Source organism: Epilithonimonas mollis (genome assembly GCF_900142325.1).
GTDB classification, from domain to species: Bacteria; Bacteroidota; Bacteroidia; order Flavobacteriales; family Weeksellaceae; genus Epilithonimonas; species Epilithonimonas mollis.
On sequence record NZ_FRAM01000004.1, the window covers coordinates 227836 to 249195 of the forward strand.

The 21360-nt window shown below is 36.4% G+C and carries 17 protein-coding genes; 7 read left to right on the forward strand and 10 right to left on the reverse strand.

The genetic code is table 11. The annotated features are described in order from the left end of the window. Positions 1 to 75: 75 nt before the first annotated feature. The 3 genes from BUA97_RS15280 to BUA97_RS15290 are packed head-to-tail and all read left to right on the forward strand — an operon-like array spanning position 76 to position 2487. A complete protein-coding gene (locus BUA97_RS15280; RefSeq protein WP_072999893.1) occupies positions 76 to 954 on the forward strand; it encodes a lysophospholipid acyltransferase family protein in 879 nt (292 codons plus the stop codon). Next, positions 954 to 1931 carry a glycosyltransferase family 2 protein gene (locus BUA97_RS15285; RefSeq protein ID WP_072999895.1) on the forward strand — a complete coding sequence of 326 codons (978 nt, stop codon included), beginning with the start codon at positions 954 to 956 and terminating at the stop codon, positions 1929 to 1931. The genes BUA97_RS15280 and BUA97_RS15285 overlap by 1 nt, the downstream gene beginning before the upstream one ends. Position 1932: 1 nt before the next feature. Beyond that, positions 1933 to 2487 (forward strand): 3'-5' exonuclease, encoded by a 555-nt coding sequence (locus BUA97_RS15290; protein WP_072999898.1) that lies wholly within the window; start codon positions 1933 to 1935, stop codon positions 2485 to 2487. An 8-nt stretch (positions 2488 to 2495) separates the two neighbouring features. Here the strand turns inward: BUA97_RS15290 and apaG are convergent, their stop codons facing one another. Next, positions 2496 to 2879: a Co2+/Mg2+ efflux protein ApaG gene (gene apaG / locus BUA97_RS15295; RefSeq protein WP_072999900.1), complete on the reverse strand. Its 384-nt coding sequence runs from the start codon at positions 2877 to 2879 to the stop codon at positions 2496 to 2498. A 152-nt stretch (positions 2880 to 3031) separates the two neighbouring features. Here apaG and purB point away from each other — a divergent pair, with 152 nt between their 5' ends. The 3 genes from purB to BUA97_RS15310 are packed head-to-tail and all read left to right on the forward strand — an operon-like array spanning position 3032 to position 9526. Next, positions 3032 to 4459 (forward strand): adenylosuccinate lyase, encoded by a 1428-nt coding sequence (purB, locus tag BUA97_RS15300; RefSeq protein WP_072999902.1) that lies wholly within the window; start codon positions 3032 to 3034, stop codon positions 4457 to 4459. A gap of 42 nt (positions 4460 to 4501) precedes the next feature. Beyond that, positions 4502 to 5824, forward strand: a complete 1323-nt coding sequence (locus BUA97_RS15305) for a hypothetical protein (protein ID WP_072999904.1) — start codon at positions 4502 to 4504, stop codon at positions 5822 to 5824. 9 nt (positions 5825 to 5833) lie between these two features. Then, positions 5834 to 9526: a phosphoribosylformylglycinamidine synthase gene (locus BUA97_RS15310; protein ID WP_072999906.1), complete on the forward strand. Its 3693-nt coding sequence runs from the start codon at positions 5834 to 5836 to the stop codon at positions 9524 to 9526. 86 nt (positions 9527 to 9612) lie between these two features. On the opposite strand, the gene odhB is transcribed toward BUA97_RS15310, so the two are convergent. The 4 genes from odhB to tamL all read right to left on the reverse strand — a co-directional run bounded on the left by odhB (position 9613) and on the right by tamL (position 17500). Further along, positions 9613 to 10854, reverse strand: a complete 1242-nt coding sequence (gene odhB / locus BUA97_RS15315) for a 2-oxoglutarate dehydrogenase complex dihydrolipoyllysine-residue succinyltransferase (RefSeq protein WP_072999908.1) — start codon at positions 10852 to 10854, stop codon at positions 9613 to 9615. Positions 10855 to 10919: 65 nt separating this feature from the next. Continuing rightward, a complete protein-coding gene (locus BUA97_RS15320) occupies positions 10920 to 13730 on the reverse strand; it encodes a 2-oxoglutarate dehydrogenase E1 component (RefSeq protein ID WP_072999911.1) in 2811 nt (936 codons plus the stop codon). A 126-nt stretch (positions 13731 to 13856) separates the two neighbouring features. Beyond that, positions 13857 to 14828 carry a polyketide cyclase gene (locus BUA97_RS15325; protein WP_245795946.1) on the reverse strand — a complete coding sequence of 324 codons (972 nt, stop codon included), beginning with the start codon at positions 14826 to 14828 and terminating at the stop codon, positions 13857 to 13859. Positions 14829 to 14905: 77 nt separating this feature from the next. Next, on the reverse strand, positions 14906 to 17500 hold the full coding sequence (gene tamL, locus BUA97_RS15330; RefSeq protein ID WP_084081361.1) for a translocation and assembly module lipoprotein TamL: 2595 nt from the start codon (positions 17498 to 17500) through the stop codon (positions 14906 to 14908). On the opposite strand from tamL, the gene BUA97_RS15335 reads away from it, so the two are divergent. Beyond that, positions 17486 to 18214 carry a TrmH family RNA methyltransferase gene (locus BUA97_RS15335; protein ID WP_073000113.1) on the forward strand — a complete coding sequence of 243 codons (729 nt, stop codon included), beginning with the start codon at positions 17486 to 17488 and terminating at the stop codon, positions 18212 to 18214. The two genes, tamL and BUA97_RS15335, sit on opposite strands and share 15 nt — an antisense overlap. A gap of 6 nt (positions 18215 to 18220) precedes the next feature. On the opposite strand, the gene BUA97_RS15340 is transcribed toward BUA97_RS15335, so the two are convergent. The 5 genes from BUA97_RS15340 to porQ all read right to left on the reverse strand — a co-directional run bounded on the left by BUA97_RS15340 (position 18221) and on the right by porQ (position 21332). After that, the gene (locus BUA97_RS15340) at positions 18221 to 18715 is read right to left on the reverse strand and encodes a phosphoribosyl-ATP pyrophosphatase (RefSeq protein WP_072999915.1); all 495 of its coding nucleotides are present in this window, start codon (positions 18713 to 18715) and stop codon (positions 18221 to 18223) included. A 4-nt stretch (positions 18716 to 18719) separates the two neighbouring features. Beyond that, on the reverse strand, positions 18720 to 19028 hold the full coding sequence (locus BUA97_RS15345; protein ID WP_072999917.1) for a hypothetical protein: 309 nt from the start codon (positions 19026 to 19028) through the stop codon (positions 18720 to 18722). An 86-nt stretch (positions 19029 to 19114) separates the two neighbouring features. Next, positions 19115 to 19492, reverse strand: coding sequence for a YtxH domain-containing protein (locus tag BUA97_RS15350; protein ID WP_072999919.1), 378 nt, complete (start codon positions 19490 to 19492; stop codon positions 19115 to 19117). Between the two features lie 93 nt (positions 19493 to 19585). Continuing rightward, complete coding sequence (cmk, locus tag BUA97_RS15355) at positions 19586 to 20263, reverse strand: (d)CMP kinase (RefSeq protein ID WP_072999921.1); 678 nt, start codon at positions 20261 to 20263, stop codon at positions 19586 to 19588. 73 nt (positions 20264 to 20336) lie between these two features. Further along, on the reverse strand, positions 20337 to 21332 hold the full coding sequence (gene porQ / locus BUA97_RS15360) for a type IX secretion system protein PorQ (RefSeq protein WP_072999923.1): 996 nt from the start codon (positions 21330 to 21332) through the stop codon (positions 20337 to 20339). Positions 21333 to 21360 lie beyond the last annotated feature (28 nt).

Genomic DNA, 21360 nt, shown 5'->3' on the forward strand with positions numbered 1-21360 from the left:
CTTGATTTAATTAAACATCAAAGTTAATCAAAAATCCAGCCATTTTTCAGTATATTTGCCAATATTCATGATACATTGAATCAATTTCTATTTAGCATATTATTACTTATTTCACGTCTTCCTCTCAGGATATTATATTGGTTTTCTGACATAATGTTTTTTCTTAATTATTATCTCATTGGTTACAGAAAAGCCGTCGTCCTAGAAAATATGAGAAATGCATTTCCTGAGAAATCTAAGCAGGAAATAAGAAAGATTTCAAAAAAGTTCTTTTCAAATTTTTGTGATTATCTGGCAGAAATGCTAAAAGCTTTTACAATCAGCCAGACAGAATCACGGGTCAGAATGCAACATCTGAATCAGGAACTTTTTCACGAGGCAAAGGCAGAAGGCAAAAACATCATCCTTCTTTCCGGCCATGTTTTCAATTGGGAATGGTTTAATGCACTGGCAACTATTGTTCCCCAAAAAGATTGTCATCCCGTCTACCGGAAAATGAGCAGCAGATTCTGGGAAAAGAAAATCAAAACGATCCGAAACAGATTTAATAATAAATCGCTGGAGGCCAATGAAGTTATCAAACATATTTTCCGTACACCAAACAATGGAGATTCTATTTATATGTTTGTTGCGGATCAGACACCACATGTCTCTCACGTTAACTATGGTTTGAAATTCTTGAATCAGAAAACTCCTGCTTTTATTGGTTATGATAAATTGTCGACCAGGATGGACATGGTTTTCATCTATTGCGAGATGAAGAAGGTCAAACGTGGATTTTATCAAGTCAATTATCACAGAATCTATCCCGATGGAGAAAAATTTGTGGAACATGAAGTCGTAAAAAAGTTCCATGGTTTGTTGGAAAATACAATCCGGAAAAGACCGGACAACTGGCTTTGGTCGCACAGAAGATGGAAATATAAGGATGCTATAAAAACCTACGAAGAATAATGACTGTAGCAATTGCCATACTGAACTGGAACGGAAAAAACTGGCTGGAGAAATTTCTTCCATCTGTTATTTTATATTCCGCAGACGCACAGATTTATGTCATCGACAATGCTTCAACAGACAATTCTGTTGATTTTTTGAGGTCTTATTTTACTACTGTTAATATTATTCAAAACAAAAATAATTCAGGCTTCGCAAAAGGATACAATGAAGGTTTAAAATCAATACAGGCTGATATTTACTGTTTACTGAATTCCGATGTGGAAGTGACAGAAAACTGGATTTCACCTATTACAACACTATTTTCCGAAAATCTAAATATCGCTGCAATCCAACCGAAAATTCTGGATTATAATCAAAAAAATAAATTCGAATTTGCTGGTGCTGGTGGCGGTTTGATTGATAATCTCGGCTATCCGTATTGCAGAGGACGGATTTTCGATGATATTGAAACGGATAATGGACAATACGACGACGAAACCGAAATTTTCTGGGCTTCCGGCTGTTCACTATTCATCCGTTCAGAGGATTTTTGGAACATGAATGGTTTCGATGAGAGGTTTTTTGCCCATCAGGAAGAAATAGATCTTTGCTGGAGATTGAAAAATGCAGGAAGACAAATTTATTACACCGGAAAATCCAAAGTTTATCATGTCGGCGGCGGAACACTGAACAAACAAAATCCGCAAAAAACATATCTTAATTTCAGAAATAATCTGACAATGATGCTGAAGAATTTACCCTCCTCCAAAGCATTCTTTATTTTATTTTTCCGATTATCCCTGGATGCAATTGCTGGTTTATATTTTGCCTATAAAAACGGGTGGAAGCATCTTTGGGCAGTTTTCAAATCACATGTCGGATTTTATTGGCAGCTTCCGAAATCGATTGCATTGAGGCAAAAAAAACAGATCGATCCTTACTATCAATCAAAATGGTTGATTTTCAGACATTTTTTAGGTTCTAAAAATCATTAAGATGGATTTTATTGCTTTAGATTTTGAAACAGCGACTCATGAGAAAAATTCCGCCTGCGAGTTAGGGATTTGTATTGTGGAAAATGGTCTGATCAAAGAAACCAAATCCTGGCTGATAAAGCCACCTTCTTTCCCATATTTTAATTATCATAATACAGCAGTTCATGGTATCACGCCTGAAGATGTGCAGCACTCTCCCACTTTTGCCGACGTTTGGTACGAGATAGAAAACCTGATATATGGCAATCTGATTATCGCTCATAATGCAGCTTTTGATGCAGCTGTTTTGCGAGGATGTCTGGAATATTATGGATTTTTCAAACCGAATATCAACTATCTATGCAGCATAGGCGTTGCCAAAAAAGCATGGAAAGATCTGAAAAGTTATGGTCTGAGAAGTTTGGCAGACCATCATCAGATCAATTTTAATCATCACCGTGCAGATGCAGATGCGGAAGTATGTGCGAAGATTTCTTTATTAAGTTTCCAAAGACTTTTCATCACAAGGAATGATGAAGTACGTGAAGTTTTTAACAAAAAAATCAAGATTCTATAATTATTAAATTAATTACTCAAAACTTCGGAAACTAAATTGAATTTTGGAATTTCAACCGTAAAATTCTCATTTGTACAACTTTCGAATTGATAAGAACCGTCCATATTCCCAACACCTGATTTCAGAATCACATTGGAAAAATAGGTAAACGTTTCGCCTGTTGCAAGAATTGGTGTCAAACCGATCACGCCCGCACCTTCTACATCCGTAAAACCAAATCCAAGATCATAGATCATCCATCTTCTGCTAAGAAGTTTTACAGTTTCTGTCCCAAGATTCTGAATTTCTATATTATATTTGAAAACAAACCGGTTCTCAGAAGGATAACTGTTAAAGCTATCATACTCTGCGGTAACGCTAACTTTTATTTCTGACGTAATTTTTGACACCATTTCCACGATTTTTAAAGATAAAATACAAATATCTAGCCGAATATTGGATTCCGAAATCATATTGAAGTTAAATCAAATTCAATATTAATTAGATTTTATCCAATCGGTTAATTTTCTTAATTTTGTGATATCTAAAAAGTAAAAAGAAAGAAATGAATTCCTACAAAAATCCATTGGAAGAACGCTATTCCAGTGAAGAAATGCTGTTTAATTTCTCGCACAACAATAAGTTTCAGAACTGGAGAAAGCTTTGGTTAGCACTTGCTGAAATTGAAAAAGATCTTGGTCTGGACATCACAGACGAACAAATCGCAGAGCTGAAAGCCAACGTGGAAAACATAGATTACCAGATTGCCGCAGAATATGAGAAGAAATTCCGTCATGATGTCATGGCTCATGTCCATGCGTATGGTGATGTAGCACCTTCTGCCAAAGGAATTATTCACTTGGGAGCTACTTCGGCATTTGTAGGAGATAATACCGATTTAATTCAGATCCGTGACGGACTTTTAATTTTAAAGAAAAAGTTGGTGAACGTGATGAAAAATCTTTCTGATTTTGCGATTCAGTACAAAGATTTACCGACTTTAGGATTTACCCATTTCCAGCCGGCTCAGTTAACGACAGTAGGAAAAAGAGCGACACTTTGGTTACAAAGTTTGGTTTTAGACATTGAAGAATTGGATTTCTTCCTGGAAACATTAAGATTCAGAGGTGTAAAAGGAACTACAGGAACTGCAGCGAGTTTCCTTGAACTTTTTAATGGAGATTATTCTAAAGTTAAACATTTAGATAAAGAATTATCAAAAAGATTCGGTTTCGAAAACGTTTTTGGAGTTTCCGGACAAACTTATGATAGAAAAATAGATGCGAAAGTTGTGGCGTTATTAGGAAACATCGCTCAATCGGCTCATAAATTCACAAATGACTTGCGTTTACTTCAAAATTTAAAAGAAATTGAAGAACCTTTCGAGAAAAATCAAATCGGTTCATCGGCAATGGCTTACAAACGTAATCCAATGAGGAGTGAAAGAATCGGAGCATTGGCAAAATACGTAATGTCTTTGACAACAAGTTCTGCAATGGTGGCTTCAACACAATGGTTTGAAAGGACTCTGGATGATTCTGCAAACAAAAGATTGACGATCCCTCAGGCATTTTTAGCTGTTGATGCAATTCTATTAATATGGAACAATATTATGAACGGAATCGTGGTTTATCCGAACAGAATCAACAAACATATTATGGAAGAATTGCCGTTTATGGCAACAGAATATATCATTATGGAGGAAGTAAAAGCTGGTGGCGACCGTCAGGAAATCCACGAAGTAATCAGAGTTCATTCGATGGAAGCTTCCAAAAAAGTAAAAGAAGAAGGAAAAGAAAATGATTTGATCGAAAGAATTTTAAATGACGATTCATTAAAACTTGATAAATCAAAATTAAAAGAAGTTTTGGATCCAAAAAATTTCATTGGTTTTGCGCCAATCCAGACAGAGGAATTCATTGCGAATGAAGTTCAGCCGGTTATTGATGCGAATCAGGATTTGATCGGCCTGGAAGCCGACCTTAAAGTATAAAACAGTCTGCAGTCTTTTCGGCTGCATTTTTTATTAATAACAGTGAAGGATAAAATTAATATTTTTCTGATTTTTTTAATAACTATAATCTCCAGACTTCCTTTTATTTGGAATAGTCCTGGTGTAGACCCCGATAATTGGCTTGTTTTATTTACCGGACAGGAAATATCCAGAACTGGAGTTTATGCTGCCTCCCGATTACCGGGATATCCATTATCAGAATATTCTGCCGCTTTTCTAGGACCGAAATTATGGTGGGTGATAAATATTATTACATTAATATTTTCTGCATTTGCAATGGTCTATTTCTATAAAATTTTATATTTTTTTAATCTCAAAAATAAAATGCTGAGTACTATTGCTCTTGCATTTACACAGGGGATTTTTATAGCATCCACAGTGAACATGGAGTATATGTGGAGCATATTTTTTCTGCTGGCTGGAACTTACAATCTTTTAAAAAATAAATATATAATATCCGGAATTTTTATAGGATTAATGGTTGCTACAAGATTCACCAATATAGTTTTATTACTACCGCTTTTATATTTGATATTATATAGTGTAAAAGAAAAAAACTTATTTAAAATAACATTATTTTTCATTGTCTCGGCATTTACATTTGGGATTTGTTTTATAGTTGTTTTCAGAAAATACGGGCTTAATCTATTTCCGTCTGAAATCTGGATTTTACCGGATTTTAAGGCAATAATAAGTCTTTATACTCTTCACTTGTATGGATTCTTTGGTTTTTTGGGTATATTGATTTCAATTTTATATGCTTTTATTAATTTTAAAAAAATAAGACTTAAACTCCAGGAAAACAAAGCATTATTAACTTTTTGTCTTTTGGTAATAATAATGATTAGTATAGTTTATTTCAGATTCCCATTTGAAAGTTATTATAATCTTCCGTTAGTTCCATTTTTAATTATCATACTGAACACAATCCTGATATCAGATAAAATTAAAAAAGTAGTTTTTTTTCTAATAATAATTAGTCCATTTACAGGATATATCAGTCTGAATAAGATTCAGTTAAAAGGCAGTGTCTTTGTTAATGAAAAAATGGAAAATGATTTTCTAGATTACACAAAAAAAATACATCAGAATTTTATCAATAAGAAAGCGCAAAAAAAAATATTGGTTGCCGGAGGTTTTTACCATGCTTATAAATGTATTTATAATACTGATAATTATGAGGTCTTAAAAATACCTTCAAAAGAAAACATAAAACTATATATTTCAAAAGGTTACACTATTTATTACCCTATGGCTATAAAAGATGAAATCTTAGAATTAAAGCATTATGATATAACAAAATTTGGTGAAAACATTCTTCCACCATTAATCTATGATCGATAAAAAGTAAAAATGAATAAAAGAATTTTCGTAGAAAAAAGAGGAATTTTCGATGTAGAAAGTCCAAAAATTTTTGATGAAGTAAAAGCGGTTATTCCGTCCATCCAAAAAGTAAAAGTATACAACGTGTACGATATTTTCGGATTAAATGGCGGTGAATTCGAAAAGGTAGTTAACAGTACTTTCGTAGATCCGGTTACGGATATTTTAATCGAAGAAAATCCTGCAAAAGGAACTCATTTCGCATTAGAATTTTTACCGGGACAGTACGATCAGCGTGCAGATTCTGCGCAGCAGTGTATTGCTTTACTGACTGGAAATGAACAGTCTAAAGTAAGAAGCGGGAAATTAATCGAGTTTGAAGGCGTTTCCGAATCGGATTTAGTAAAAATCAAAGACTTGCTCATCAATAAAGTAGAATCTCAGGAAAAAGATTTATCAATTTTAGATATTCCTGAGGAAGAAACGCCTTCAAAAGTGATTGTTCACGAAGGTTTTATCAATTTTGATGATGCTCAGCTTGAAGAATTCTTTAATAATCACGGTTTTGCATTAGGTTTGGATGATTTAAAATTTATTCAGGAATATTTTAAATCGGAACAGAGAAACCCAACAGAAACTGAACTTAAAGTTTTAGACACGTATTGGAGCGACCACTGTCGTCACACAACGTTTGAAACAGAGTTGTCAAATATTGAATTCGAAGGACATTTTAAACATACATTGGAAACCATTTTCAATGATTATATCGAAAAAAGAAAATTCTTAGGACGCGAATTGAAACCAATCTCTTTAATGGATTTGGCAACGGTTTGCGGAAGATATTTCCATAAAACAGGGAATTTGGAGAATCTGGTTGTTTCAGATGAAATCAACGCTTGTACCATCCAGATTGAAACTGAATACGATGGTAAAAAAGAACCGTGGTATTTATTATTCAAAAACGAAACCCACAATCACCCGACAGAAATAGAACCTTTTGGCGGTGCTTCAACTTGCTTAGGTGGTGCGATCAGAGATCCTTTGTCTGGGCGTTCTTTTGTTTTCCAAGCGATGAGATTAACGGGTGCAGCGGATGTTTTGGAACCGGTTGATAAAACCTTACCGGGAAAATTGCCTCAAAAAACAATCACGAAGCAGGCTGCAAACGGATATTCCTCTTACGGGAACCAAATCGGTTTGGCGACAACAATGGTTTCTGAAATTTATGACGAAGGCTACAAAGCGAAAAGAATGGAAGTTGGTTTCGTTGCCGGAGCGGTTCCTGTAGATTGGGTAAGACGTGAAAAACCTGCAAATGGTGATTCAATCATTATTTTAGGAGGAGCAACAGGTCGTGACGGAGTTGGAGGTGCAAGCGGAAGTTCGAAAGAACAGGACGAAACTTCAATTCACACGATGAGTTCTGAAGTACAGAAAGGAAATGCCGTTGAAGAACGTAAAATCCAGCGTTTATTCAGAAACCCCGAAGTAACGAGACTGATTAAAAAATCTAATGACTTTGGAGCAGGAGGTGTTTCTGTAGCAATCGGTGAAATCGCAGATTCTTTGGAAGTTAATCTTGATGTTTTGCCTTTAAAATATGAAGGTTTGAACGGAACCGAGCTTGCCATTTCTGAATCTCAGGAGAGAATGGCAGTTGTTGTTGAACCAAAAGATAAAGAAAAATTCATCAAATTCTGTGAAGCTGAAAACATTGTTGCTGTTGAGGTGGCAAAAGTAACAGATTCAGGAAGAATGCAGATATTCTGGAAAGGCGATAAAATTGTTGACCTTTCAAGAGCATTTTTAGATACGAACGGTTGTTCAAAAAGTCAGGAAGTTAAAATTACGCATCTTAACGAAGTAAAAGAGGAAGCTCCTGCATTCAACGAAGAGAATTTCCTGAAGATTTTATCTGATAAAAATGTTGCTTCTCAAAAAGGTTTGCTGGAAATGTTTGATTCATCGATTGGTGCGACTACGGTTGCAATGCCTCTAGGTGGAAAATATCAGCAGACCTTGATGGAAGGAAGCGTTCAGACATTGCCGATTTTGGGAGCAAAAGATATTGAAACGGTTTCTTTGGCGAGTTGGGGATTTGATGCGGAGATTTCTAAACAGAATTCTTTGTCGGGAGCTTCTTATGCGGTTGTAGAAAGTGTTGCGAAGATTGTTGCAATGGGTGGCGATTATAAAAATATCAGATTCAGTTTCCAGGAATATTTTGAGAAACTAGGTCAGAATCCTGAAAAGTGGGGAAAACCATTGGCTTCTTTGTTGGGAGCTTACGATGCGCAGATTAATTTCGGTTTGGCAGCCATCGGAGGCAAAGACTCTATGAGTGGAACGTACCAGGATCTGAATGTTCCGCCAACGTTGATTTCTTTCGCTTGTGCAAACGGAGAAAAGAAAAACATCATCTCTCCGGAATTTAAACAGGCCGGAAATAAACTGTATTTCTTCAATCATATTCCACAGGAAAACGGACTTCCGAATTACAATACTTTAAAAAATATTTATGAATTTATTTTCGAAAATATCAAAGCCGGAAAAATCGTTTCTGTAAAAACAGTAAAAGAAGGCGGAGTAGCGGTTGCTTTAGCAAAAATGAGCTTTGGAAACAGATTAGGCGCAGACATTACAGTAGATGATGCTTCGGCATTGCTCAGTAAGCGAGTTGGTAGCTTAATTATTGAATCTAAAGAAGAATTAAGTTCTGTAAATCTTCAATTGATAGGTCAAGTTGTTGCGAATGAAGTTTTAACCATCAACAATCTTCAAACTTCCATCAACAAATTATTAGCTGGAAACACCAATACTTTCGAAAATCTTTTCCCGACAGTTGAAAAAGAAAAAATAACGGTTGCATTGGATGAAAAATTAAATTCAGTCAACCCAAGAAATATAATTCTTAAGAAACACAAGATCGCTCAGCCAAGAGTTTTTGCTCCTGTGTTTCCAGGGACAAACTGTGAATATGATACATTGAATGCCTTTGCAAAAGAAGGTGCGATTGTCAATAGTTTACCGTTTAAAAATATTAATCATCAGGTGCTGGATGAAAGCATTGATGCTTGGGTTGAAGAAATTAAACAGTCACAAATTTTAGCATTCTCAGGAGGTTTTTCTGCAGGTGATGAACCTGACGGTTCTGCGAAATTTATCGTGAATGTTTTGAAGAATGAAAAGATGAGAACGGCAGTTCACGAATTGCTCGACAGAGATGGAATGATTATCGGGATCTGTAACGGGTTTCAGGCTTTGTTAAAATCAGGATTATTGCCTTACGGAAAAATCAAAGATCTGGATGAAAATTCACCAACGTTAGCGCACAATGCTATCAGAAGACACATTTCTCAAATGGTGAATGTGAAAGTTCTGAATGACGAATCGCCTTGGTTAAAAGGAATGAAAGACCAAGTTTATACAATTCCAATTTCTCACGGTGAAGGTCGTTTTATGGCGTCGGAAGCTGAGATTAAGAATTTATATGAGAACGGACAGATCGCTACTCAATATTTAGATTTAGAAGGAAACATTGCTCACGGAATGCCGTTCAATCCAAACAACTCATTGTTCGGAATTGAAGGCATTACCAGTCCTTGCGGAAAGATTTTCGGAAGAATGGGACATCCGGAACGTTTTGCAGAAGGTTTGTTTAAAAATATCCCTACTGCTAATTACCACAATATCTTCAAAAATGGCGTTGAGTATTTTAAATAAGAAATAAAAGACTGTAATATTCATCAAATTATAATAAAAAAGAGAGCAAGTTTTGCTCTCTTTTAATTTATGTTGAATGTAATTTCTTACAATTCCAATGCTTTCCTTTCATCACCATCCATCAGGAATTCTACCGGATTGTCAATAGCTTCTTTCACAGCAACCAAGAAACCTACGGATTCTTTTCCGTCGATGATTCTGTGGTCATAAGACATCGCCACATACATCATTGGTCTGATAACCACCTGTCCGTCTACTGCAACTGGTCTTTGGATAATGTTGTGCATTCCTAAAATCGCAGATTGTGGTGGGTTGATGATTGGCGTTGACATCATAGAACCGAAAGTTCCACCGTTTGTAATCGTGAAAGTCCCACCAGTCATTTCATCAACAGTAATTTTACCATCTCTAACTTTAGTCGCCAAATCTTTGATGTTAGCTTCAACACCTCTAAGCGTCATATTTTCAGCATTTCTAAGAACAGGAACCATCAAACCTTTTGGTCCGGAAACTGCGATAGAAATATCAGCAAAGTCATAATTAATTTTGAAATCGCCGTCGATAGAAGCATTAACATCCGGATAAAGCTTCAAGGCTCTCGTCACCGCTTTTGTAAAGAAAGACATAAATCCAAGTCCGATACCGTGTTTAGCTGCGAATTCTTCTTTGTATTGTTTTCTGATTCTGAAGATCTCGGACATATCCACCTCGTTGAAAGTCGTCAACATCGCCGTTTCATTTTTAACAGAAACCAATCTTGCAGCAATCTTTCTTCTAAGAACTGAAAGTTTTGTAGTTGTCTGAGCTCTGTTTCCACCAGCAGGCGCACTTCCCATCGCAGGAACAGAAGCTGTTACAGCATCATCTTTCGTTATTCTGCCGTCTCTGCCAGAGCCTTGAACCTGAGATGCACTGATACCTTTTTCGTCAAGGATTTTTTTGGCAGCAGGCGAAGGTGTCTGAGAAGCATAAGTTTCTGTTTTAGCAGCTTCAGCTTTTACCGGAGCTGGTTCTTCTTTTTTAACTTCTGCTTTTGGCTCTTCTTTAGTTTTTTCTTCAGCTGGAGCTGCAGAACCTGCTGGTTTAGCCGCATCCATATCAATAAGACAAACCACTTGTCCAACTTGCACTACTTCTCCTTCTTCAGCTTTCAAAGTGATAATTCCGCTTTGCTCTGCAGGAAGTTCCAAAGTTGCCTTGTCAGAATCTACTTCTGCAATAGGCTGGTCTTTTTCTACGTAATCACCGTCTTGTACAAGCCACGTTGCAATTTCTACTTCTGTGATAGATTCTCCCGGTGAAGGAACTTTCATTTCTAATATTGACATACTAATATTGTTTTTAATTTCAGAACAACCCGAAGATTGTTTTTCTTTATAGTTTATTAATTTTATTAAGCTGTTACTGGTCTTTTTACGGGAGCATCATCCGTTTGGAAAACATCATTGATGATTTTGGTCTGATTTTTCTCAAACATCTTATGACTTCCCGGCGCTGGCGTTCCGCTTGCAACAGGAGAAATCAACTGGATATCAGTATTTCTGAAGTTTCTAAGAATATAACTCCATGCGCCCATATTTTCAGGCTCTTCCTGAGCCCAGATTAATGCTTTTCTGTTTTTATATTTATCAAAGATTGCATTGATGCTATCCATACTCAAAGGATAGATTTGTTCCAATCTTACCAAAGCAACTTTTTCATCATTAAGCTCTTCTTTCTTAGCTAATAGATCATAATAAAGCTTACCTGTGCAAAGTACTAATCTTTCCACTTTTGCCGGATCGGCAGTCGGGTCATCTAAAATTGGTTGGAAACTTCCGTTGGCTAAATCTTCCATTGGAGAAACTACTTTCGGATGTCTTAAAAGAGATTTCGGCGTCATAATAACCAATGGTTTTCTGAATCCGAATTTCATCTGTCTTCTCAACAAATGGAAATAATTTGCAGGAGAAGTGATATTAGCAACGATAATATTTTCGTTAGCTGAAAGTGTCAAGAATCTTTCCAGTCTTGCAGAAGAGTGTTCCGCACCCTGGCCTTCAGAACCGTGAGGCAACATCATCACCATTCCGTTTTGGATTTTCCATTTTTCCTCAGCAGCAACCAGATATTGGTCAACAATAATCTGAGCACCATTCGTAAAATCTCCAAACTGAGCTTCCCAAATGGTCAATGTTTTCGGAGCAGCCATCGCATAACCGTAATCAAATCCTAAAACACCATATTCAGAAAGATGAGAGTTATAAACATCAAATCTTTGCTCATTAACGTGTCTTAATGGGATATATTCCTCTTCTGTATCTTCTGTTTTCACAACAGCGTGACGGTGAGAGAATGTTCCTCTTTCCACATCTTCTCCAGAAATTCTCACATTGTAACCTTCTGTCAAAAGCGTAGCATATGCCAATAATTCGGCAACTGCCCAATCCAAAGAATTATTCTCCACCATTTTGATTCTGTTCTCAAAAAGACGGGTAATCTTGTTGATGAACTTTTTATCGCCAGGAAGCGAAGAAATCTTTATGGCTAATTCTTTTAATTTTTCAAGATCGTAAGAGGTGTCCACTTTGCTATTGGAAACGCAGCCTTTGCCGCCGATTGGGAAATCTGTCCAGTCATCTTTCATAAAGATGTCCATTGTATTTCGTTCGATTTCTTTGGAAGCGTCGAAGTTTTCATCCAGCAAAGCTTTGAACTCCTGCTCCATTTTTTTCAAAACCTCATCAGAAACTACATTTTCCTTAATTAAAAGTTCTTTGTAGATCTCTCTTGGATTCTGATGTTTTGAAATTAATTTATAAAGATTAGGCTGAGTAAATCTCGGTTCATCACCTTCGTTATGACCATATTTTCTATAGCCTAAAAGGTCAATATAAACATCCTTACCAAATTTTGCACGGAAATCCGCTGCAAATCTCATTGCGTGAACAACAGCTTCAACATCATCAGCATTGATATGCATCACAGGCGAATCTGTCACTTTTGCGATATCGGTACAATAAACAGAAGATCTTGCATCAAGGTAGTTGGTTGTAAAAGACACCTGATTATTCACAACGATGTGAACTGTCCCGCCCGTTCTGTAACCTTCCAGATTCATCATCTGAGCGATTTCATAAACGATACCTTGGCCGGCAATTGCACCATCACCGTGGATGATGATTGGAAGAACTTTAGAATAATCGTCTTTGTAAACGTTATCCACTTTTGCTCTGCAGATCCCTTCTACAAGGGCGGCTACAGTTTCCAAGTGAGATGGATTTGGAGTTAAATTAATTCTAACTTCTTCTCCGTTTGCAGTTGTAATTTTCTTAGAAGAACCAAGGTGGTATTTAACATCACCAGAGAATACATCTTCCTCAAATTCTTTTCCTTCAAATTCTGAGAAAATCTGCTTGTATGATTTTTGGAAAATATTAGTTAAAACATTCAGACGCCCTCTGTGAGCCATTCCAAGGACTACCTCATCAACGCCTAATTGAGACGAACGCGTTATCAATTGGTCCAAAGCAGGAATCAGAGATTCTCCTCCTTCCAGAGAAAAACGTTTCTGACCAACAAATTTTGTATGCAAATAATTTTCAAAAGCTACCGCCTGGTTTAGTTTGAAAAGGATTTCAGTTTTCTCCTCAGCAGAAAGTTTTGGATGGTTTTCATTCACATTCACCCATTCCATGATCCATTTTTTCTCTTCTACATTCTGGATATGCATGTACTCTACACCGATAGAATCACAATAGATATTCTGAAGGTGATTGATAATCTCCTGCAAAGTTGCAGGACCAGGCATTCCTGTCTGAGTTGCAGAATTGAATTTTTTATTAAGGTCGTCTTTTGACAATCCAAAATTTTCTATATCAAGTGTAGGAAAATAGTGTCTTCTTTCTCTTACAGGATTGGTTTTTGTAAAAAGGTGTCCTCTCGATCTGTAGGCTTCTATCAGGTTCACCACTTTGAATTCTTTCGCAATGTCCTCCGATACAGCGTTGTTAGAAACAGCTTGCTGAGCATATTGCACCGGCGCAGAATTAGAAACTGAAGCAGCATCAAGATTATCATCGCCATAATTTTCCAAAGCAAAATCAAAACCCTGGAAAAAAGCTTTCCAAGAAGGTTCCATTGCATCGGGGTATTTTTTGTACTGCTCATACATATCATCAACTAATTGAGCATGTACGGCATTTAGAAATGAAAATTTATCCATTATTACAGATTATCTGTTAAAATTTTAATTTTAAATAATTGCCAACAAATTTACTAAATTTTTACGGATTGACATATAAGGCGATCATTTATTATGACAAATATTAGTGATATTTATCAGATTTGCTTATCTGAAAACCGGTAGGGAAAGCTTCAGTTTAACATCCTTATCACCAGCAGGCTCCTCCAAAAACTCTTCCATGAGCAGGCCGTTTCTCAGCGTATCTTTTTTCGTTCTTTTTAACAATTCCTGGATATTTTTCACACGGCCATTGTAGTTTCCCTGGTAGTAGATATAATAGACTCTTGACTCGTTAACCGGCTTGAAATTAAAGTTATTATCGCTCACAGCAACTCTTTTGGACAATGGAACACCATAAAAGTAGGAAAGTTCTTTGTCTTTAAGATTTGCAGGATTGGTTATCAGAACAGGAATTCCAAACTCATCATCCTTTTTCCCAAGATCTGCGCGCACAAAATTCAGAACTTTGCTATGATTCAGAAGAACATTTTTGAAAAGCACATCTTTGGTATTCTTGGTACTGACATTCACGCCAAGAAGCAGTTCTCCTGGCCTGTTTTCAACCATTATACTGTCATATTTTATCGAGGCAAGCTTCTGATCCTTATCCACTTTATTGCCTAGAATCTGATAAAGATTTTTCATGCTTTTATCAATATTCTCAACAAAAAGATCTTCAGCTACAAGATTAAGCGAGCGTTCCAGATAACTTCTTTTCGGGGTATGAATATTCCAGAGAAGTTTTGTTTTATTACCTTTTGGAATGAATCTGACATCAATCAGATAAGGATTATCATCATCTGCTTCAAAAAGCTGATAGCGGATTGTACGGTTCTTATTAGAGTAACGGATAAAAAGATCACCAAATTCTTCATGATTCTTGTCAGAAAATTTCATTGCGCTTCCAGTTCCCTCATAAGGCTGAAAATAGGTATAGCTTAATCCCGACTTTCCCGAAAAATAATCATTCCAAGATGAAAAATCCTGAAGATTCTCGAACTGCTGAAAGACTTTGTCTACAGGATAAGCCACTTCAGATTCGTGTGTGAAGCTTTTACTCTCGTCAACGAAATTCATGGTGACTGAATAAATTCCAAACAAGCAAAGAAATATGACAACTACAAATTTGAGCCAGCGCATTTTAAATAATATTTTTAGAAAGGATAACCAATAGCAAAATTAATAGTCGGCTTCAGCAGTTTTATTTTATCAATCACCCAACGTTCACCGACTGGACGGTTAGGATCGTGTATCTTATATGCAAAATCAAATCTGAGAGTGACATAGGCAATATTCATCCTTATTCCTAGACCGCTGCCGACCCCCATCTGGCTGATAAATTTTTTAAACTTAAACTGATCGCCGAAACCATTATCCTTTAATCCCCAGATGTTACCGGCATCTGTGAATATAGCAGCTTCGAACATATTGTTAAGTGGCATACGGTATTCGATACTGGTTGTCAGTTTCACATTGTCCATCGCATAGGAGCGCACTCTTTCGTCTAATTGAGAATCCGAAGGACCAAGCCCTCCGAATGCCATCCATGCTCTTATGTCATAAGCCCCTCCATTGAAATAGGATCTGATAAACGGCATCTCGGTTGAGTTGCCATAAGGAATACCAACACCTACAAACTGACGAACTGCTAATGTGTGAGGTTTTACACGGTCATTGAAAAAAGTAAAATACTTCCTGAAATCCAGATCAAATTTCACAAACTGAGAATATGGGATATTGAATATCGTTTTTGTATCACCATATACCAGATAATTCTCTTCTTTTTTGGTTATCATATTCAGAAAATTCCCGGCCAGTTCTACTTTACCACTGAAAAAGAATGGATTGACATAGTCCTTTTTACCATTTTCATTGTAGATGTAGTTGTAGATTATTGATGATATAATTACATCCTGTGTCTGTCTTTCCTTGTTATAAAGTGACTGCATGAAAGTATAGAGCGACTTCGGGTCCTGGTTCAAAAGTTGTATAATAAAAGCTTCGTCCTGTAGAATGACCGATGATATATCGTCATAAGAACCTCCGGAATTGATAACACCTGGATGATCTACTGCATACAGATCAAAAACTTTTTGCCGAACTTCATCATCTCCCGGAAAAAAATCATAATATTTATCCTTATTCTGTGTGAGACTGACCTGTGTATTGAATAACGTCAGCCTGTGCTGTATTCTGCCATCTTCAACATTCGCCGAGTAATTGAGGCCTGCATTGAAGTTAACTCTGCCCAGTCCAATATTATTCTGTACCGATGCACCAAGGCTGATATTTGTAATCGGTGAATATTTTTTAGGAATCAGCTTATAATATTTCCGAAAAGGCACCAGCAACCTTGGAAACTGTAGTGATGTCTGTGCAGAAAGCTCATAAGCATTGAAAATAGCACCCGGATCTTTAGGATCTTTTGTTGTTCCTATGACACCAGAAAAACTTGTCACAAGGTTTTCTGCACCTCCAAAAACATTTCGAGTAGTCAGATCTATCGATGGTGAAAAACCAAAATTAAGAATCTGGGAATAATGAATATCTGTAGCGATATTAAATTCGTATTTAGGAAGTGGTCTCAGAACATATTCTACATCCACGATGCTGTCTCTCTCCGCATCTGTACCTTCCTTGCGAAGCTCATCAGACGCTTTCAGTATGGTGAAATTATTCATGGAAAGAATATTCCTTCTGGTGAGATCCAGGTCGGACTGCTGATAAAGCTCTCCTGTCTTCAAAATGACAGGCAACCAAAGGGATTGTAGCTTGTACGCAGAATCCTGTCTGTAAAATTTAATTCCCCTTAATGAATCCTGCAAAGGAAGTTTTCCGACATCATTTAACCTGTCAGTAACAGAAACGCTAATTTTTCCAATTGTTGCTTTTCTGTAAGGTGTGCCGACAGAATCTTTAATGATATTCATTGTAACAGGAACTTTTTTCCTGCTTTGTAAAGAATCTGCCACAAAATAAATATCCTGATTATCATTATTAAATTTATAATAACCTTCATCTTTCATCAGGTCATTAATTCTGTTGATCTCTTTTTCCAAAACGGTCTCGTCCAGAATTTTGCCTTTTTTTACAAGACTTTTACTGATATCTTTTTCGTAGATACTTCTGACATTCGGATCCGGAATATTATAGAAATAATCCTTGATAAAAGTCGGATCTTTATGGGTAATGATATAGCTGACCTCTGCCTTTTTTGCTACTGAGTCTTTCTTAACCTGTGTTTTCACCTCGGAATCCCAATAGCCTCTGTTGATCAGTCTGTTATTGATACTTTTTGCACTTTGCTTTGTTTTGGCATCACTATAAATAACAGGTGACTGCCCGACAGTGTGCCAGAAACGGTTCCAGAAAAGATTTTTCCCTACATATTCCGGGTGGCCATATTTCACAAAAAGAGAATCTCTGAGTTTCTGGTTTCTCACCTCATTCGGATAGGTCATATATTCTTTGAGAATGGTATCATACTTTGGATTTGCTTTATTATAAAGAATTAATCCAATGGGTGCGAACATCAGCGTCTTTTTGTTGGGGCGTTGCGCAACAAGTCCCGGGATCTCGTCAGAAAAGACCTTTCCGTCTGTATAATCAAATTTGTTTTTTGTCAAAAGATACTCGCCATCAGGTACTTTTTTTGTTACGTTGCAGGCATACAAAAACACACTGAAAATTGCAGAATAATAAAATATATGATATTTTTGAAAATATTTGTTGATATGCTTACGGCTCATACTATTAAGATAATACAGTCTCTGGACAAAAAAAAATACAGGCAAAAATACAATTTGTTTTTAGTTGAGGGTAATAAAATCATAAAAGAACTTCCGAATTCTGACTATGAAATTACCAAACTATATTCTGTCGATCCTGAAAAATTAGATATAAAAACGGTAAAAAATGAAAAAATCCTGCCTGGTGAACTGAAAAAGATAAGCTTCTTGCAAACACCGAAGGATTCTGTGGCACTTTGTAGAATACCCAATGATATAAAAATAAAAGAAACCGGCATTCAGATTATTCTAGACGGAATTCAGGATCCGGGAAATCTTGGAACAATTATCCGGCTGGCAGACTGGTTTGGCATTGAGCAGATCATTTGCAGCAATGATACGGTTGATATATATAATCCCAAAGTCATTCAGGCAACCATGGGATCATTTCTGCGTGTCAATGTGGTTTATACTGATCTTGAAGAATATCTGTCAAATTATAAATATCCGATTATCGGTACTGATATGGATGGTAAAAACATTTATAGAATATCTTACCCGGAAAAATTCTCGATCATTTTTGGCAACGAAGGAAACGGCTTGCGTGCATCTACTGAAAAACTTATTTCAGAAATGGTAACAATTCCAAGATTCGGGAAATATCAATCCACAGAAAGTCTGAATGTTTCCATGTCAGCCGGGATAATTCTGGGCGAAATTTTTTCAAAGAAATAATACTTATCAGATAAGTTTCTCCATACTGGATGTCGTCCTGTTTCTCTGATATTCGTCCAGTTTTTTTCTTAAAAATCTAAGTGCATAAGGTGCAACATAGATCAGTGCAGCACCGATCAGTTTCTTTTTCCAGCTTTTATTCATCATATTCTTTTTTGCATAATTTCCGACAAGAGTTACAGCACCGATTCTAAGTGTATCTTCCAGTAAACCAGATCTTACGCTATCATTTGCCAATCCCATCATATTTTTTTTAGAAACAGATTCTTTGATTCCGGAAGAGACCTCCCTCATTATATTTTCAGTATCGAGAGAAAGTTCGGTTTCTCCGTTAATATTTTTTGTTTCCTTCAGATATTTATCTGTAAAACCGTGCGTCATAACACCCAGACTTTGCTTTTTATTTTTGAAAGTAAGAATATCTTCCAAATCTCCTATTTCCTGCTTCAGAAGCCTTTTTTGGCTTCTCAGTTCATCCAGATTATTGTAATTCGCTGCCATAGGTTTATTTTTTTAGAAATTCGATAACTTGGTTTGCAATAGACTTAACAATTGTTTTTTTGATTGAGAAAACTACGATCATCAATACAAAATAAAATGCCGAAACAATCAGAAACCCATAGGACATATTTCCCAAAGATTCTCCGATAAGAAAAGCAATACCAAAGTTAAAAAGAATAATAAAAAACGAAAATGCTATAAGCACAATCGAAAGGAAGGCTATCAAACCTGCGGACAAAGACGTTTTCTCGGTAAACTGGAGATGAAGAAGATCCAGACGTTTTGTCGCATAATCTTTTATAATTTCTACCATAGGAATCTTATTAGAAAAATTACACACAAATTTAAAAAAAAAGGAACTTAGAAACTAAGTTCCTTTTTGTATTCCCGAATTAGGTTTTATTTCATACCATCTAATTCGGTTTCTACATCTTTTACAACATCAGAAGTTTTTGAAACCACCTGATCTTTGTATTTATCATAACTGTCTTTTACAGTCTGAGCAACATTCTGCGCTGTTTCCTTGAACTGGGATGACAAAGAGTCATACTTATCTTTCACAGTGGAAGAAACTTCAGAATATTTATCCTTAACGATTTCCGAAGTTTTGCTGTATTCATCTACTGCTTTATCTTTGAGATCGTTTGCTTTATCTCTGATTTTTTTTCTTGTTTCTTTACCTTCTTCCGGAGCGTAAAGCAATCCAAGAACTACACCTGTGGCCGCTCCTGCCAACAATGCAGCTAATATTGCTGCTGAATTTGATTTTTTTGACATTATTATAATTTTTAAGTTTATTTAAACAATTATTTGTTAACTCTAAATTTACAACTAAAATGCCAAAGAAAAAATAAAGGTCTTAAAATTTTGTTAAAACTTTTTGATATAGGACAAAATCAGGTCAATTGTCTGCTCTTTGTTGATGTTGGTATTGTCGATAAGGATTGCATCATGAGCCTGTTTCAAAGGAGACACTTCTCTTTCACTGTCTATTTTGTCACGGCTGATGAGGTTTTGCTTAACTGTTTCGACATCTGTTTTTTCGCCGGCTAATTCCAGTTCAAGAAAACGCCTTTTAGCGCGCTCATCCTGGCTTGCAGTCATGAAAAATTTATAATCTGCATTCGGCAGAACCACAGTCCCGATATCTCTTCCATCCATTATAATCCCGCCTTTTTTGGCAATATTGCGTTGTGTTTCCAAAAGAAAATTCCGAATCTCCGCTTCTTTTGCGACCTGACTTACGTTATCAGAGACCTGTGGAAAACGGATTTCTCTATCGATATTTTTACCATTTAGAAAAAGTTGCAGCTCGTTATCTATATCCTGAAATTCCAGCTTTATATAGGGAAGGCTTGAAATCAACTTTTCGATATTGATGTTCTTATCCTCGTTTAGACAATGTTGTAAAGCAAAAAAAGTCACACCTCTGTAAAGTGCGCCTGTATCCATGTGGATCAATCCCAATTTTTTTGCAATGATTTTAGAAATCGAACTTTTCCCTGTAGATGAAAATCCGTCGATGGCGATAACCGGTTTTTTTGTCATGATGCAAATGTAATGAGTATGACGAAAAAATAAAATTAAATGATTAATAAAATTGGCAGAAAATTAATGAATATTATCTTCTGTTGCCGCCCAGCTCGATAAGATCCATTGTGAGTCCCAGCATATTGACATTGGATGCACTGTGATACCTCATGTGAGAATAATCAAACCGGAAAGAAGAAATCTTGAGGCTAAAACCTGCTGACAGACCCGCAAAACTTCTTTGATCCAAAACAGCTAGCTCTCCTCCCCTTTTAACATTATAACCAAACCTTATATTAAAAGCCTGTCCGGGAAATAATTCCGCACCTAGTGATAAGTGATCAAGCAGCTTTCTTCCGAATTTTGTCTCCTGTCCATTGATATCGGTAGCTGCAGAGATATTGAACTGCTGAAGATCATGAGCTGTAATTGTAATTGCAGCCGGAAACTGATCGAGAATCTTTGTATATCCGAGATCAACCCGGAACGGAAGTTTTTCTCTTACACCATTATAAGGCCTGATCTGATAACCAAAATTCCTGAAGACTAAACCCAGGGTTTCATTGGATTTGTCAAAATAGTATGTTACACCAGCTGTTGCAGTAATTGCGGATGAAGTATAGGTATCAATTTTTGATGTTACATAATTGATATTAGCACCAATTGTCCAGTCGTCCTCGAACTGATAGGCATAGCCAAGTCCAGCGGATGCATCCATAGCAGAGAAGTCTCCATTGATATTAGAGTTCTCATCGGTTCTCGGCATGCTTCCATAATCCATATATTTTGCATTGAAGGAAACCAGGTGACCATGTTCCAGATCTCTGACATAACTGATACTTCCGATTTTTGTCCCGGCAAGATAAGAGGCATAATTCACCGATAGCATTTTATCCATCTCCAGATTCATAAGGGCAGGATTGGCAGCCGTAAAATTAACATCATAATCACGCACCGATACTGCATCACCCAGGACAGCCTGCCTGGGAGACATCGGAATATTCAGAAACTGGTAAACCGTGGTTCCCGTCTGAGAAAAAACCACGCTGGAAATTGTTACTAAAAACAGACTGTAAAACTTCTTCAACACTATCTTTTGGCTTTGCAAAAATAAT